17 protein-coding genes and 1 riboswitch are annotated in these 14,797 nt (G+C 73.2%); of the genes, 7 read left to right on the forward strand and 10 right to left on the reverse strand.

The genetic code is table 11. The annotated features are described in order from the left end of the window. Positions 1–5 precede the first annotated feature (5 nt). From EAD98_RS09895 to EAD98_RS09905, 3 genes are all read left to right on the forward strand, one after another. Positions 6–737, forward strand: coding sequence for a histidine phosphatase family protein (locus EAD98_RS09895; protein WP_121653746.1), 732 nt, complete (start codon positions 6–8; stop codon positions 735–737). Further along, on the forward strand, positions 721–1,590 hold the full coding sequence (locus EAD98_RS09900; protein WP_121653747.1) for an NAD(P)H-hydrate dehydratase: 870 nt from the start codon (positions 721–723) through the stop codon (positions 1,588–1,590). The genes EAD98_RS09895 and EAD98_RS09900 overlap by 17 nt, the downstream gene beginning before the upstream one ends. Before the next feature lie 80 nt (positions 1,591–1,670). Further along, a complete protein-coding gene (locus EAD98_RS09905) occupies positions 1,671–2,171 on the forward strand; it encodes a hemerythrin domain-containing protein (RefSeq protein ID WP_121653770.1) in 501 nt (166 codons plus the stop codon). A 72-nt stretch (positions 2,172–2,243) separates the two neighbouring features. Here EAD98_RS09905 and EAD98_RS09910 read toward each other — a convergent pair whose 3' ends face one another. Beyond that, positions 2,244–3,050 (reverse strand): SDR family oxidoreductase, encoded by an 807-nt coding sequence (locus EAD98_RS09910; protein ID WP_121653748.1) that lies wholly within the window; start codon positions 3,048–3,050, stop codon positions 2,244–2,246. 146 nt (positions 3,051–3,196) lie between these two features. After that, positions 3,197–3,286: riboswitch (ZMP/ZTP riboswitch) on the forward strand. A gap of 18 nt (positions 3,287–3,304) precedes the next feature. Between EAD98_RS09910 and EAD98_RS09915 the strand changes: the two genes are divergently transcribed. Continuing rightward, entirely contained in the window at positions 3,305–4,741 is a 1,437-nt protein-coding gene (locus EAD98_RS09915) for a glycine hydroxymethyltransferase (protein ID WP_121653749.1), read from the forward strand. Between the two features lie 103 nt (positions 4,742–4,844). Here EAD98_RS09915 and EAD98_RS09920 read toward each other — a convergent pair whose 3' ends face one another. Beyond that, positions 4,845–5,105: a hypothetical protein gene (locus EAD98_RS09920; protein WP_121653750.1), complete on the reverse strand. Its 261-nt coding sequence runs from the start codon at positions 5,103–5,105 to the stop codon at positions 4,845–4,847. 175 nt (positions 5,106–5,280) lie between these two features. Between EAD98_RS09920 and EAD98_RS09925 the strand changes: the two genes are divergently transcribed. The 3 genes from EAD98_RS09925 to EAD98_RS09935 all read left to right on the forward strand — a co-directional run bounded on the left by EAD98_RS09925 (position 5,281) and on the right by EAD98_RS09935 (position 7,766). Continuing rightward, positions 5,281–6,204, forward strand: a complete 924-nt coding sequence (locus tag EAD98_RS09925; RefSeq protein ID WP_121653751.1) for an aminoglycoside phosphotransferase family protein — start codon at positions 5,281–5,283, stop codon at positions 6,202–6,204. A gap of 19 nt (positions 6,205–6,223) precedes the next feature. Beyond that, positions 6,224–6,628, forward strand: coding sequence for an MmcQ/YjbR family DNA-binding protein (locus tag EAD98_RS09930; protein ID WP_121653771.1), 405 nt, complete (start codon positions 6,224–6,226; stop codon positions 6,626–6,628). 199 nt (positions 6,629–6,827) lie between these two features. Then, complete coding sequence (locus EAD98_RS09935; RefSeq protein ID WP_121653752.1) at positions 6,828–7,766, forward strand: sialidase family protein; 939 nt, start codon at positions 6,828–6,830, stop codon at positions 7,764–7,766. Positions 7,767–7,986: 220 nt separating this feature from the next. Here the strand turns inward: EAD98_RS09935 and EAD98_RS09940 are convergent, their stop codons facing one another. From EAD98_RS09940 to accB, 8 genes are all read right to left on the reverse strand, one after another. Then, a complete protein-coding gene (locus EAD98_RS09940) occupies positions 7,987–8,814 on the reverse strand; it encodes a M55 family metallopeptidase (RefSeq protein WP_121653753.1) in 828 nt (275 codons plus the stop codon). Positions 8,815–8,997: 183 nt separating this feature from the next. Then, positions 8,998–9,315: an antibiotic biosynthesis monooxygenase gene (locus EAD98_RS09945; protein WP_121653754.1), complete on the reverse strand. Its 318-nt coding sequence runs from the start codon at positions 9,313–9,315 to the stop codon at positions 8,998–9,000. Further along, entirely contained in the window at positions 9,312–10,559 is a 1,248-nt protein-coding gene (locus EAD98_RS09950; protein WP_121653755.1) for a beta-ketoacyl synthase N-terminal-like domain-containing protein, read from the reverse strand. The genes EAD98_RS09945 and EAD98_RS09950 overlap by 4 nt, the downstream gene beginning before the upstream one ends. Further along, entirely contained in the window at positions 10,556–11,830 is a 1,275-nt protein-coding gene (locus EAD98_RS09955) for a beta-ketoacyl synthase (RefSeq protein WP_121653756.1), read from the reverse strand. The genes EAD98_RS09950 and EAD98_RS09955 overlap by 4 nt, the downstream gene beginning before the upstream one ends. Before the next feature lie 55 nt (positions 11,831–11,885). Continuing rightward, a complete protein-coding gene (locus EAD98_RS09960; protein ID WP_121653757.1) occupies positions 11,886–12,290 on the reverse strand; it encodes a cupin domain-containing protein in 405 nt (134 codons plus the stop codon). Further along, the gene (locus tag EAD98_RS09965; RefSeq protein ID WP_121653758.1) at positions 12,283–13,038 is read right to left on the reverse strand and encodes an SRPBCC family protein; all 756 of its coding nucleotides are present in this window, start codon (positions 13,036–13,038) and stop codon (positions 12,283–12,285) included. Before EAD98_RS09965 ends, EAD98_RS09960 begins: the two co-directional genes overlap by 8 nt. Next, positions 13,035–14,471 (reverse strand): acetyl/propionyl/methylcrotonyl-CoA carboxylase subunit alpha, encoded by a 1,437-nt coding sequence (locus tag EAD98_RS09970; protein ID WP_121653759.1) that lies wholly within the window; start codon positions 14,469–14,471, stop codon positions 13,035–13,037. The genes EAD98_RS09965 and EAD98_RS09970 overlap by 4 nt, the downstream gene beginning before the upstream one ends. A gap of 20 nt (positions 14,472–14,491) precedes the next feature. Next, the coding region (accB, locus tag EAD98_RS09975) for an acetyl-CoA carboxylase biotin carboxyl carrier protein (protein ID WP_199723356.1) at positions 14,492–14,797 on the reverse strand (306 nt) is incomplete at its 5' end.

Here is a 14,797-nt window from a genome sequence, read left to right on the forward strand (position 1 = left end):
GCCGCATGGCCGAACTGGCAACCTTGTGGATCATCCGGCATGGCGAGAGCACGGCGAACGTGGCGGCAACCGAGGCCGAGTCCTCCGGCGCGGACCTGATCGGGCTCACCCACCGGGACGCCGACGTGCCGCTCTCCCCCACCGGCGAGGAGCAGGCCCGAGCCACCGGCCGCTGGCTGGCCGGTCTGCCCGCGGACCGGCGCCCGGACGTGGCGGTGGTCTCGCCGTACCTGCGGGCGGTCTCCACCGCCGAGCTGGCCCTGCACGGCACCGGGGTGCCGGTGAGCCGGGACGAGCGACTGCGCGACCGGGAGCTGGGCATCCTCGACGGCCTGACCGGGCACGGCGTGCAACGGCGCTTCCCGGAGGAGGCGGAGCGCCGCGCGCGGCTGGGCAAGTTCTACTACCGGCCTCCGGGCGGCGAGGCCTGGACCGACGTGGCGCTGCGGCTCCGCACGCTGCTCGGCGACCTCCGCCGGGACCACGAGGGCCAGCGAGTGCTGCTGTTCGGCCACGACGCGCTGGTCTTTCTGCTGCGCTACCTGGTGGAAGGCCTGACCGAGCCGGACCTGATGGCGCTGACCCGCGAACACGTGATCGCCAACTGCTCGATCACCGACTGGTCGGCCGACACCGAGGGTCGGCTGACGCTTGGCGGTTTCAACGAGGTCGGCCACCTGCGCCGGCAGGGCGCCCAGCCGACCAGGGAGGACGAAATCCATGCCGAGCCGGTCTGAGGTGAAGGTGATCACGCCGGGGCTGCTGCGGGACTGGGAACTGCCGGTCCCGGCCGGCGGCAAGGAGAGCCGGGGCACCGTGCTGGTGGTCGGCGGCTCCCGCTTCACCCCCGGGGCGGTGCTGCTCGCCGGGGTTGCCGCGCTGCGTGCCGGCGCCGGAGTGCTCCAGCTCGCCGCCGCCGAATCCACCGCCGCCACCCTGAGCATCCAGGTGCCCGAGGCCCTGGTGGTCGGGCTGCCGGAGACGCCGGACGGCGCGGTGTCCGCCGACGAGGCCGGCCAGCTCGGCGAGCTGGTCGGGCAGGCCGACGTGGTGACCCTCGGCCCGGGGCTGAAGGGGATCGAGGAGACCCGCCGCCTGCTGCGTCTGGTCCTGGACGCGGCCGAACCGCGCACGCCGCTGGTGCTCGACGCGTACGCCCTCGGCGCGCTCAGCCACGAGCCGGACCTGCTGGTCGGCTCGGGGCGACCCGCGGTGCTGACCCCGAACGTCACCGAGGCCGGGCACCTGCTCGGCCGGGACCCGGGCGACGACCTGGACGCCGAGGCGGCCGAGCTGGCCGCCCGGTACGAGGCGGTCGTCTCGCTCTACGGGCACGTGGCCACCCCGGACGGGCAGCGCTGGCGCGAGGAGAGCGGCGACGCCGGGTTGGGCACCTCCGGCAGCGGGGACGTGCTCGCCGGTCTGCTGGCCGGGCTGCTCTCCCGTGGGGCGGAGCCCGCGCAGGCCGCCTGCTGGGCGGCGTTCGCGCACGCGGTGAGCGGGCAGCGGCTCATCCCTCGCTACGGCCGGATCGGCTTCCTGGCCCGGGAACTGCTCGACGAGATCCCCCGCACCCTGGCCACCGTCTGACCGACGAGATCGTCTGTTTCCGCAGTTCACCAGCGGGGTACCGGAACGGACACCAGACAAGATTCAGGGAGGTCATGCCGGTGTCCACCGATGCCATCGTCCTGCTCAAAGAGGACCACAAGGAGATGCGCCGCCTGTTCAAGGCCTTCCAGGATGCCGAGGAGGGGCCGGCGAGCCAGCGGCAGAAGCTCGTGGGCCAGATCCTGGAGGCCCTCACCGTGCACACCTACCTGGAGAACGAGGTGATGTACCCGGAGGTCCGGCAGCTCCTGCCCGACCTGGAGGACGACATCCTCGAGTCGTACGAGGAGCACCACGTGGCCGACGTGCTCTGCGCCGAGCTGGCCGCCATGGACGCGGACCACGAGCACTTCAACGCCAAGACCACGGTGCTGATCGAGAACGTCCTGCACCACGTCGAGGAGGAGGAGGATGAGTGGTTCCCCAAGGTCCGCGAGGCCCTGGGCCGCAAGCAGCTCCAGGAGATCGGCGAGCGGATGATCGCGCTGCGCGCCGACGCCCCGCGTACGCCCAGTGACCCGAAGGCGATCAAGAAGGCGATCGACGCGGTGACCGCCTGAACCACCCGCGTACGACACAGGGCCCGGCTCGCGCCGGGCCCTCGTCGTGTGCGCGCCCGCTCGGGGTCGGCGTCAGCTACCCGAGCCCGGCTCGGCCATCCGGCGGTGCTGCTCGGACTTGAGCTTGTCCGGAACGATCTTGCCGGCCGCGGTCTGCACCTTGTTCATCAGCGAACCCGCGGTCACCGTCTGGTCGCCCTTCATCAACGCGGCGAAGCCCTGCGCGGCGACCTTCGCCGGGTCGTCCTTCTTCCCGGAGCCCACCCGGGTGTCCTCCATGTCGGCCCGCTCGAAGAACTCGGTGTCCGTCGGTCCGGGCATCAGCGAGGTCACCGTGACGCCGCTGTCCTTCAGCTCGTTGCGCAGCGCCTCCGCGAAGGACTGCACGAACGACTTCGACCCGTTGTAGACCGCCTGGAACGGCCCCGGCATGGTGGAGGCGATCGACGAGGTGAACAGCACCCGGCCCGCGCCCCGCTCGACCATGCCCGGCAGCAGCCGCTTGGCCAGGTGCACGGTCGAGCGCACGTTGAGGTCGACGATCTCCAGCTCGTCCCGCAGGTCGGTGCCGCCGACGAAAGCGCCGCCGGCGCCCCGCCCGGCGTTCAGGGCCAGCGCATCCAGCGGACGCCCGGTCGCGGCGACCGCCGCGGCCAGTTCCTCCACGCCCTCCTCGCTGGCCAGGTCGACGCGGACCGACTTGACCTGCGGGCCGCCGTCGCGGCGCAGCTTCTCCGCGGCCTCCGCGATGCCCTGATCCTCGGCGGCGATGATCAGGTCGAACCCGTGCTCGGCGAACTGGGCGGCCAACTCGTATCCGATCCCGCTGGACGCCCCGGTCACCAGGGCGAGCGGTCGGTCGGTCTTCGGTGTGGTCATGGTGTCGCTCCTCTCGTGCGAATCGCGGCCGCACCCGCACCGGTGCGGCAGACCCCTACCGTGTGCCCCGACACGGACCGCCCAACCACGCCGGCGGGTCGCATGCGGAGGTCGGCCGGGCGTGCCCGGGCCGGCCCGGTAGGATCGGCGCGGGCCGTTACTGGCGCGTGGGGATGGAGAACCATCGGGGAGCGGCCCCGTCACGAGGACGTTTGCCGAGCGCCTGGGCCTTCCGCACGTCTGTAGGAGGTCGCATGTCGCGCAACGCCGAGTCCACCGCATTCCGGAGTGCCCTTGAGGTGATCCGGGCTGTCGAGCCGCGGGTGGCCGACGCCATCGGCGCCGAGCTGACCGATCAGCGGGAGTCCCTCAAACTCATCGCCAGCGAGAACTACGCCTCCCCGGCGACCCTGCTCGCGATGGGCAACTGGTTCAGCGACAAGTACGCCGAGGGCACCGTCGGGCGACGCTTCTACGCCGGTTGCCAGAACGTCGACACCGTCGAGGCGCTCGCCGCCGAGCACGCCCGCGAGCTGTTCGGCGCGGCGCACGCCTACGTGCAGCCGCACTCGGGCATCGACGCCAACCTGGTCGCGTTCTGGGCGGTGCTGGCCGACCGGGTGGAGTCCCCCGCGCTGAAGAAGGCCCAGGTACGCCAGGTCAACGACCTCACCGAGGCCGACTGGTTCGCGCTGCGCCGGGAGCTGGGCAACCAGCGGATGCTCGGCATGTCGCTGGACGCCGGCGGCCACCTCACCCACGGCTTCCGGCCGAACATCTCCGGCAAGATGTTCGACCAGCGCAGCTACGGCACCGACCCGGCGACCGGCCTGATCGACTACGACCGGGTGGCCGAGGCGGCCCGGGAGTTCAAGCCGCTGATCCTGGTCGGCGGCTACTCGGCGTACCCCCGGAAGGTGAACTTCCGGATCCTGCGGGAGATCGCCGACTCGGTCGGCGCGACCTTCATGGTCGACATGGCGCACTTCGCCGGCCTGGTGGCGGGCAAGGTGTTCAGCGGCGACTTCGACCCGGTGCCGCACGCGCACATCGTCACCACCACCACGCACAAGTCGCTGCGCGGTCCGCGCGGCGGCATGGTGCTCTGCCAGCCGGAGCTGGCCGACCAGGTGGACCGGGGTTGCCCGATGGTGCTCGGTGGCCCGCTGCCGCACGTGATGGCCGCCAAGGCGGTCGCCCTGGCCGAGGCCCGCCGCCCGGACTTCGCCGACTACGCCCAGCGGATCGTGGACAACGCGCAGGCCCTCGCCGAGGGGCTGCTGAGCCGGGGCGCGAAGCTGGTCACCGGCGGCACCGACAACCACCTGGTGCTGATCGACGTGTCCGGCTACGGGCTCACCGGCCGGCAGGCCGAGCAGGCGCTACTGGACTCGGGCATCGTCACCAACCGCAACTCGGTCCCGCAGGACCCGAACGGCGCCTGGTACACCTCCGGCATCCGGATCGGCACCCCGGCTCTGACCACCCGCGGCCTGGGCACCGCGGAGATGGACCAGACGGCCGAGCTGATCCACACCGTGCTCACCCAGACCACGGCCGGCGCCAACGCCGACGGCACGCCGTCGAAGGCCAAGTACGCGCTCGACCCGGCCCTCGCCGACAAGATCGCCCGCCAGGCCACCGACCTGCTGACCCCGTTCCCCCTCTACCCCACCGTCGACCTGACCTGACCCCGCCGGTCGCGCTGACCTGACCCCGCCGGTCCCGTCGACCTGACCCCGCCGGTCCCGTCGATCATGGGGTTGTGGTGCCCGGTACGACCGGGCGGGCGGCTTAGTTCAGGGGGCGCTTGAGGTGGTAGCGGTGGACTTCGGTGCTGCCCTGGACGTTGTTCACGTCCTCGGCGGCGGAGACCAGCTCCCAGCCCTCGCGGCCGACGCGGTTGAGGTGCGCGATGGCGGTGTCACCGAAGGCGGTGATGTCCCTGCGCGACCCGTCCGGCGCGTACCAGACGAACGAAACGTGAAAATTGCGGCCCTGCCCCTGATAGCGGCGGACGAGCAGGGCGTACTCCCAGGCAACCATGCCGCCCATTATGACCGTCCACGCAGGACGGCGGCACGCGGGTCGTCGCGCATTGCCATCCGATGAACGCGGTGTGTCAGCACCCCGAGCGGGCCGTGGCCAGGCTCAGCCCACCGCCACCGACCCCCGCCGTCCGGCGTAAAGCCGGTTGCGCACCTGGCCCGGTCCCCGCAGGCTCAGGTGGATGAACGCACAGAACCTCCCCGACGTACCCGACACCGACGACGCGGTGGCCGGCCGGATTGACGAGGCACTGGTCCGCCGCCTGGTCGCCGACCAGTTCCCGCACTGGGCCGAGCTGCCGGTACGCGCGGTGGAGGTCGACGGCTGGGACAACCGCACCTTCCACCTGGGCGACGCGATGAGCGTGCGGCTGCCCAGCGGCGAGGGGTACGCCCTCCAGGTCGCCAAGGAACAGCGCTGGCTACCGGTGCTCGGCGAACGGCTGCCGCTGGAGGTGCCCACCCCCCTGGCCCAGGGTCGGGCGGGCGCCGGCTACCCGTACCCGTGGTCGGTCTACCGATGGATCGACGGACAGACCGCCCGGCCCGAGCGGATCGACGACCTGACCCGATTCGCCACCGACCTCGCCGGCTTCCTGCGCGCCCTACGGTGCGTCGACGCCACGGGCGGCCCCATCGCCGGCCGGCACAGCGCCTGGCGGGGCGCGCCGCTGTCCACCTACGACGCCGAAACCCGGGCCGCGATCGAAACGCACCGTGACCGGCTACCCGTCGCCGCCGTCAACGACATCTGGCAGGCCGCCCTCGACGCCACGTGGGCCGCGCCGCCGGTCTGGTTCCACGGCGACGTCGCGGCCGGCAACCTGCTGGTCCGCGACGGCCAACTGGCCGCCGTCATCGACTTCGGCTGCTGTGGTGTCGGCGATCCCGCCTGCGACACCGTGATCGCCTGGACGCTGCTGCACGGCCTGAGCAGGGCCACCTTCCACGACGCGCTCGACGTCGACGCGGCCACCTGGGCTCGCGGGCGCGGCTGGGCGCTGTGGAAGGCGCTGATCACCCTGGACAATCCCGAGCCGGGCAAGGCGGCCGAGGCCCGACACGTGCTCGGCCAACTGCTCGCCGAGCACACCGTGGCTCGCTGAACCGCCGTACCGTGTGGACATGGCCAGCTGGGAGGACGTCCGCCGGATCGCGTTCGCACTGCCCGAGACCACCGAGCGGGCCTCGTACGACGGGCTGCCCGCCTGGCGGGTGCGGGACAAGCCGTTCGTCTGGGAACGGCCACTGCGCGCGGCCGACCGGGCCGCCCTCGGCGCCGCCGCGCCCGACGGGCCGATCCTCGGCGCGCGGGTGCCCGACCTCGGCGTCAAGGAGGCCCTGCTCGCCGACGACCCGTCGGTCTACTTCACCACCCCGCACTTCGAGGGCTACCCGGCGGTGCTGGTCCGGCTCGACCGGATCGGCGGGCCCGAGCTGACCGAGGTGATCACCGAGGCCTGGTACGCCCGCGCCCCCAAGCGGCTCGCCGCCGCCCACCGCGCCCAGCAGGAGCCGGCCGGCGGCTAGCTCGCTGGGGTGCGGCCGACGTGGGGGCGACATCGATCCGACCGGGCCAGCCGTGCCGTCCGGAGAGTTCGTCGCGCGTTCGCCTGGTGGCCCCGTGGGCGTCGGCAGGGATCGCTAGCGTCGGCCGTCGGCACCGCGCCCCGGGCCCTGGCCGGCGCCCGGCACGTCCCGCACTCCCCCGATGCCAGGAGACTGCCGCATGACGTCGTCACCCACCCGCCGCACCACCGCCGAGGTCACCGCCGTCCACCGGATCGGCGACAGCGCGCCGCACAGCGCCTTCACCGACCTGGTCCGGTACGCCGGGAGCTGGTTCTGCGCCTTCCGTGAGGCACGGACCCATCTCTCCGACGACGGCGTGATCCGGGTGCTGAGCTCGGCCGACGGTCGATCGTGGACGTCCGCGACCGTCGTCCGCCAGCCCGGGACCGACCTGCGCGACCCGCGCTTCGTCCTGCGGCCCGACGGGCAGCTGCAACTGCTGGCGGTGGCAGCAACCGGCGAGACCACCAAGTCGTTCCAGACGATGACCTGGCTGTCCGCGGACGGGCGCGCGTGGGGCGAGCCGGTCCCCGTCGGCGAACCGGACGTCTGGGTGTGGCGGGCGGTCTGGCACGACGGCGCGATGTACGGCGTCGGATACGCCACCCGGGATCCACGGTTCGCCCGGCTCTACCGCAGCGTCGACGGCATCGACCTTCAGCCGTGGGTGCCGACACTGTTCGAGGGTGGCTACCCCAACGAGTCGGGGCTGGTCGTCGACCCGGACGGCACCGCCATCTGCCTGCTGCGCCGCGACGGTGACGCCGCAACCGCGCAGCTCGGCCGCGCCCGCCCGCCGTACCGGGACTGGAGCTGGACCGACCTCGGTGTCCAGATCGGCGGGCCGACGCTGCTCCGGCTGCCCGACGGGCGGCTGCTAGCTGGGCTGCGCCTGCTCGACGGCGAGGTGCGCACGGCGGTGTGTGCCGTGGACCCGGAGCGGGGCGAGCTGACCGAACTTGTCGCGCTGCCCTCCGGCGGCGACACCAGTTACCCCGGCCTGGTCTGGCACGACGACCTGCTGTGGGTCAGCTACTACTCCTCGCACGAGGAGCGGACCTGCGTCTATCTGGCCGAGGTCAGCCTGACCGGCTGAGCGACCGGTCGGCCGGGCTGCCGCCCGCCGGGCGGGCGGGGCCGGGTCGTCGACCCGGTGCAGCGGGCCCGTCACGGCGTGGCTGCCGAGGACAGCGCGTCAGCCGAGCGGACCGCCTTGCCGGTGGTGGTGCGGGGCGACTGGTCGAGCGGGCGCGGGATCACCGCCGCCCCGGCGGACCGGGTGGCCGGCACCACCGCCGGGAAGCCGTTTCACGCATCTAGCCCGGTTTGATCGTGGCGAGTTGGACAAGCAGCTGAACGAGCCGATACGCCTCGGCGACGTCAGCGGCGTGGAAACCGACCGTCCGGCCGCCGCCGACGCGGGCCACACCCGGCACCAGGACGGCGAGGTCGACCATGTACGGGCCGTACAGGTCGATCTCGACCTCCAGCGGCCCGGCCATGGTCAGCGGGGGAATCGAGGCGCGTTGGGTGATGGCATCGGCGGCGGCGTGGCGCAGCCGCTCCCGTGCCTCCTGCGGATGGAGAGCCACCGCGGCGGCCTGCCCCAGGGCCTGCTTGACCGCGACGGTGACCGCCGAGGGCACCAGCTCACTGAGTTCCGCGCAGGCGGTGTCGTCTCCGCTGAGCAGGACGACGGGCGCGTCCAGGTGCCCCGCCATGGCCGCGTTGAGGCCGATCTCGCCCAGCGACCGTCCGCCTACCCGCACGTCGAGGATGGCGTCACTCATCGTGTGCGCCAGCACGGCGGGCCCGCTACCGGCCCGAGCGTGATAGCCGACGAGCAGGACGGCCTCCGTGTGCTCGTCCAGCCCGGCGAGCATGCCCAGCGGACGGGGTCTGCCCCGCACGAGGTGAGCACGCCGGTCGAGGTCCTCCGGCAGGAGGTTCCGAAACGATCCGTGTGCGTCGGCGACCCACACCACGGCTTCGGGTTCGGCATCGAGAACCCCGGCGATCACCGCGTTCGCCTCGGCCGTCGTCAACGCACGCCCGCGCTCGTAGTCGTACCGATCCGGATTCGTCTCGACGGAGTGCACGACCCCCGAGATGCCCTCCATGTCGACGGAGATGAGTACCTTCATGGACCGGGGACACTACGCGCTCCCGCCGCCGTCTCGACCCCGCCGTGCAATGCAGCGTGCTCGTGGGGACGATCCTCGCCGTCGGCACGCCCGACGCGCACGCATGCTGTCCCGCAATCTTGGACAGTTTCCGTTAGCTCGTAACGGAAACTGTCCAAGATTGCCAGAGACGTAGCGACGCCGTCAGGCCAGTGCTGGCGTCTGGGCGTGGATGTGGAAGCGCAGCGAGCGCGCGTCGGTGAAGCACTCCCGCATCGGGCGCACCAACTCCCGGTGCTCGGGGCTGCGTTCCCAGCTCTCGAAGTCGGCGAGGCTCGCCCACTCACTGGTGATCAACCACTGCTCCGGGTCCGTCGACGAGCGGCACACCTGGTCGACCAGGTGCCCCGGCACCCCGCCGGCGACCAGGTGCCGCACCGCCTCGTACGCGGCGAGGAACTGCTCGGTGCGCGGCACCGGCACCCGCACCAGGAAGACCACCCGGGCCCGCTGCTCGCTCATGGCGTCTCTCCCCTCATCGGCGCGGCCCCGCGCAGGACCAGCGCGCTGTTGAACCCGTCGAAGCCCCGCGCGCAGACCAGCGCCAACCGGCTGCGCGGGCGGCGGTGCTCACGGAGGAAATCCAGCTCGCACCCGTCGGCCACCTCGTCCGGGCCGGCGGAGCGGGGCAGTGTGTCGTGCGCGAAGGCGAGCAGCGCGGTGGCCGCGTCCAGCGCCGAGCCGCCCTGGTACGCCCGCCCGGTCAGCGGCTTCTGCGTGGTGACCGGGGGCGGCCGGTCGGCGAACACGGCACGCAGGGCCTCGGCCTCGCTGCGGTCGTAGCGGGGCACACCCAGCGCGTCGGGCAGCACCACGTCGATCCCGGCCGCCGCGACACCGGCCCGGTCCAGCGCCAGCCGCATCGCCCGGGCGTACTGTGCCGGGTCGCCGGCGCTGTCCGCCGTCGTGTGCGCGGCGTCGTGGGTGGCGCCCCAGCCGCTCACCTCGCCGTAGATCCGGGCGCCCCGCGCCAACGCGTGCCCGATCTCCTCCACCACGAACACCGCGCCGCCCTCGGCGGGCAGGTAGCCGGTGGCCGCGGCGTCGAACGGCCGGTACGCCCGCTCCGGGTCGGCGACGTCGCTGAGCAGCCCGGAACGCAGCTGACAGGCCAGCGCGTACGGGCTCAACGGACACTCGGTGGCCCCCGCGATCACCACCGGCGTGCCCCGGCGTACCGCCCGGGCGGCGTGCGCCAGGCTGTCCAACCCGCCGGCCGTCTCCGCGACCAGCACCCCGCTCGGGCCCTTGAACTGGTGGTGGATGGACAGTTGCCCGACACTCGCCGCGTAGAACCAGGCGATCGACTGGTACGCCCCGACCGTCCGCGACGAACCACCCCAGAGCCGTTGCAGCTCCCGCTGGCCGAACAGGTTGCCCCCGGACGAGCTGGCCAGGGTCACCGCGTAGCCGTACGGGTCGGGAGCCCGCTCGGGCAGCCCGGCGTCGGCCAGCGCCAACCGGGTGGCCGCGAAACCGAGATGCGTCCACCGGTCGGTCTGCACCAACTGTCGACTGTCCGCGTACCCGTCGGCGGTGAAGTCGGGCACCTCCCCGCCGAAGCGGGTCGGGTAGCCGGACGGGTCGAACAACGTGATCGGCCCGGTCCGTCGGGTGCCGGCCAGCACGGTGCGCCAGTGCGCGTCCGCGCCCACACCGCTGGGCGCGACGACGCCGATGCCGGTCACCACCGCCCGGGCGGTCACGCCGCCACCGCACCGGGCAGCCGGCGGAACACCATCGCGGACTGGAAGCCGCCGAACCCGCTGCCCACCGACAGCGCCACGTCCACCGGGACCTCCCGCGCCTCGTTCGGCACGTAGTCCAGGTCGCACTCCGGATCCCGCGTGGTCCAGTTGGCCGTCGGCGGCACCACGCCGAACTCGATGGCCAGCGCGCAGGCCGCCATCTCAATCGAGCCGATCGCGCCGAGCGAATGCCCGACCATCGACTTGATCGAGCTGATCGGCACCCGGTACGCGGCCTGGCCCAGCGCCCGCTTGAACGCGGCCGTCTCGTGCCGGTCGTTCTGCCGGGTGCCCGAGCCGTGCGCGCTGATGTAGGAGACCTGCTCGGGGGCGATCCGGCCCTGCTTGAGCGCGTCGGTGACGGCGAGCCCCATCTCCAACCCGTCCGGGCGCAACCCGGTCATGTGGTAGCCGTTGCTACGGCTCGCGTAACCGGCGACCTCGCAGTAGACGTGCGCGCCACGCCGCCGGGCGCGCCCGGCCTCCTCCAGCACCAGCACCGCCGCGCCCTCGGCCAGCACGAACCCGTGCCGGTCCGCGTCGAACGGACGCGAGGCGTGCGCCGGATCGTCGTTGTCCGGGCTGGTCGCCTTGATCGCGTCGAACGAGGCGACGGTGACCGGCGAGATCGGCGAGTCGGCCGCGCCCGCCAGCACCACGTCGGCCTCACCGTCCACGATCAACTGATGGGCGTAGCCGATCGCGTCGATGCCCGAGGTGCATCCGGTGGAGACGACCTGCGCCGGGCCGTGCAGCCCGTGCCGGCAGGCCACGTCGGCGGCCAGGCTGCTGGGCACCAGAGCCTGATAGAGGTACGGGCCGCCGCGCGCCGCGTCGACCAGCCAGCGCCGGCCGTGCTCGCTGAGCGTCACGTACTCCTGCTCCAGGGCCATCGTGCCGCCCACCGCGGTGCCGAGCACCACCCCGGCCCGGTCCCGCTCCGCGTCGGTGAGCACCAGGCCGGCGTCGGCGACCGCCTCGGCGGAGCACGCCAGCGCGAACTGCACGTACCGGTCGGCCCGGCGCCGCTCCGCCTCGGTGAGCCCGGCGGCGACCGGATCGAAGTCGCACTCGGCGGCGATCTGCGACCGGAACGCGGACGGGTCGAAGAAACTGATCCGCCGGGTCGCGGTACGCCCCTCGGTGATGGTCTTCCAGAAACGGTCCCGGCTGGCGCCGCCCGGGGCGACCACCCCGACGCCGGTCACCACCGTGCGGCGCCCGGTCACAGCGCCACCTCGGTTCGCGACTGCGGGGCTCGCAAACCCGGCTCACTCCTCGCGCTCACGACCCGCCCCGCTGTTCGACGAGCTCGGTGTCCACGTGCCCCAGCTCCGGGCGGGGGGCCAGCGGGCCCAGGTGGAAGACCACCTCGGCCGGTTCGACGCCGGTGTTGCGCAGCCGGTGTCGCACGTTGACCGGCACGAACAGCGCCTCGCCCGCAGCCAGCAGCGTCGGCTGGTCGTCCAGGTCGACGGTGATCGCGCCGCGCGCCACGTACAGGAACTCCTCGCTGTACGGGTGGTAGTGCTCCGCGATGCGCTCCCCCGGCGCGAGCGTGGCCACCCCGAGGAAGCCGGAGGTGCTGCCGACGGTGCGTGGGCCGAGCAGCACCCGCAGCTCACCGCCGCGCCGCCGGTCGGCCGGTACGTCCCGGGCGGCGATCGGTCGGGTGCCCAGATCACTCATCGCCGGCCTCCGTCGGCTCGTCGCCGGCCGCGGGCCGGCCCTGTTCGGCGCGCTGTCGGGCGATCCGCTCCACCCGGTCCTTGATCACCCCGAGTTGGATCACGCTGTTGGTGTTGATCCGCTCGGTCATCGCGGCGTTGTCGACCGGCGCGGTCGGCTTCATGGCGAAGTCCTGCACCCAGGTCATCCGGGTGCCGCCCTCCTCCTCGGTGTAGCGCCAGTGGATCCGCATGTACTCGAACGGCCCCGTCTCCACCCGGTGCGCCCGGACCTGCCGGCTCACCGGGTCGGCGGTGCGTTCACTGACCCAGCTCCACGCCACCCCGTTCTCGTCCGGGTGCATGGTGAGCCGGAACCGCACGGTGTGCCCGTCGCGGTGCAGGATCTCCACCACGGCGTACTCGGTGAACAGCTCCGTCCAGTTCGCCACGTCGTTGGTGATCTCCCAGACCAGTGCCAGCGGCGCGTCGATGAGCACGCCGTTCTCGGTGTGTCCGGGCGGATCGGCGCGGCGGGCGACCAGGTCGGCCACCGCCGGGATGCTCAGCTGCCCGGACTGCTCCGGGATGCTCACCTGCCACCGGTCGGCGACGACCGCGGACAGCTCCAGCAGCGCGAGCGAGTCCATGCCCAGCTCCTCCAGCGACGCGGCGGGCGCCCGGGCCGCGGCGTCGGCGTCCAGCCCGCAGTGCGCCACCAGGATGTCGGTGATCTCGGCGGTCAACGGGCGACCATGGGTGACGGTCATCGGGTCCTCCTGTGGGTTGCGTCGGGCTCCGCGGCGGGCGCGGGGCGCGGTGTGGGGGTCGGCCGCCGCGCGGGCGCCGGGTCGGGCGCGGCGAGCAGACGGTCGACCAGGCCGGTGGTGTAGCGGCCCTTGCGGAATGCGGCGTCGTCGAGCACCCGCCGGACGAACGGGATGGTGGTTCGTACGCCCGGCCCGGCGACGTCGAACTCCTCCAGAGCGCGCTCCAACCGGTTGAGCGCCAACTCCCGGTCGGGCGCCCAGACCACGACCTTGGCCAGCAGCGAGTCGTACCAGGGACCGACCAGGTAGCCGGCACGGGCGTGGGTGTCCACCCGGGTGAACGGCCCGCCGGGCGGGGTGAACCGCTCCAGCCGGCCGGGGGTCGGGACGAAGCCGCGCTCCGGGTCCTCGGTGTTGACCCGGCACTCCACCGCGACGCCGTGCAGGCGGATCTCCTCCTGCCGCCACCGCAGCGGCACCCCGGCGGCGATGTGCAGCTGCTCGTGCACCAGGTCCACCCCGGTGACCATCTCGGTGACCGGATGCTCCACCTGGATCCGGCAGTTGATCTCCAGGAAGTGGAACCGTTCCTCCGCGTCGACCAGGAACTCGAGCGTGCCGGCGCCGACGAAACCGACCTCCAGCGCGCCCCGCAACGCGGTCTCCGCGATGGCGTCGAGCGTGCCGGCGGGCAGCGCCGGCGCGGGCGCCTCCTCGACCAGCTTCTGGTGCCGGCGCTGCACCGAGCAGTCCCGGGTGCCCAGGTGCACGCCGTTGCCGTGCGCGTCGCAGAGCACCTGCACCTCGACGTGCCGGGCCTCGGCCAGGTACCGCTCGACGTACACCCGGTCGTCGCCGAAGGCGGCCTGCGCGGCGGCCCGGGTGCGGGCGTACGCCCGGGCCAGCTCGGCCGGCTTGCGCACCACGGTCATCCCTCGGCCGCCACCCCCGGCGGCGGCCTTGACGATGACCGGGTAGCCGATGGCGCCGGCCACCTCGGCCGCCGCCGCGGCGGTCGGCACCGGCTGGACGCTGCCCGCCGGCAGCGGCAGACCCGCCCGGCTCATCAGGGCCCGGGCCGAGGACTTGTCGGCCAGCGCGGCCATCACCGCCGGCGGCGGGCCGATGAAGGTCAGCCCGTTGTCCGCGCAGATCTCGGCGAAGTCGGCGTCCTCGGAGAGGAAGCCGTAGCCGGGGTGCACGGCCTGCGCACCCACCTGCCGGGCCGCCTCCACGATGGCGGCGGCGTTGAGGTAACTGCGCCGGCTCGACGCCGGCCCGATCCGGACCGCCTGGTCGGCGAGGCGGACCGCCGCGGAGTCGGCGTCGGCCGCGGAGTAGACCACCGCCGTACGGACGCCGAGTTCCCGGCAGGCCCGGAGCACCCGCAGCGCGATCTCACCCCGGTTGGCGATCAGCACGGTCTCGAACATCGCTCACCCACCCCGCGCCGTCAGGCCGGATCCAGCTCGACCAGCGGCTGGTCGTACTCCACCGGCTGGCCGTCCTCGACCAGGATCGCGACCACCCGGCCAGCGCGGTCGGCGGCCACCTCGTTCATCAGCTTCATCGCCTCGACGATGGCGACCGGCTGACCCGGACGGACCAGGTCGCCGACCGCGACGAACGGCGCCGCACCGGGTTCCGGGGCCCGGTAGAAGGTGCCGACGATCGGCGCCCGCACCGCGGCGTGCCCGGGCACCGGCGGCCGGATCAGCGCCGCCGGCGGGCCGGGCGCCGGTGGCGCGGCCGGCGGTGC

It is taken from the genome of Micromonospora sp. CV4 (assembly GCF_003667455.1).
GTDB lineage: Bacteria > Actinomycetota > Actinomycetes > Mycobacteriales > Micromonosporaceae > Micromonospora.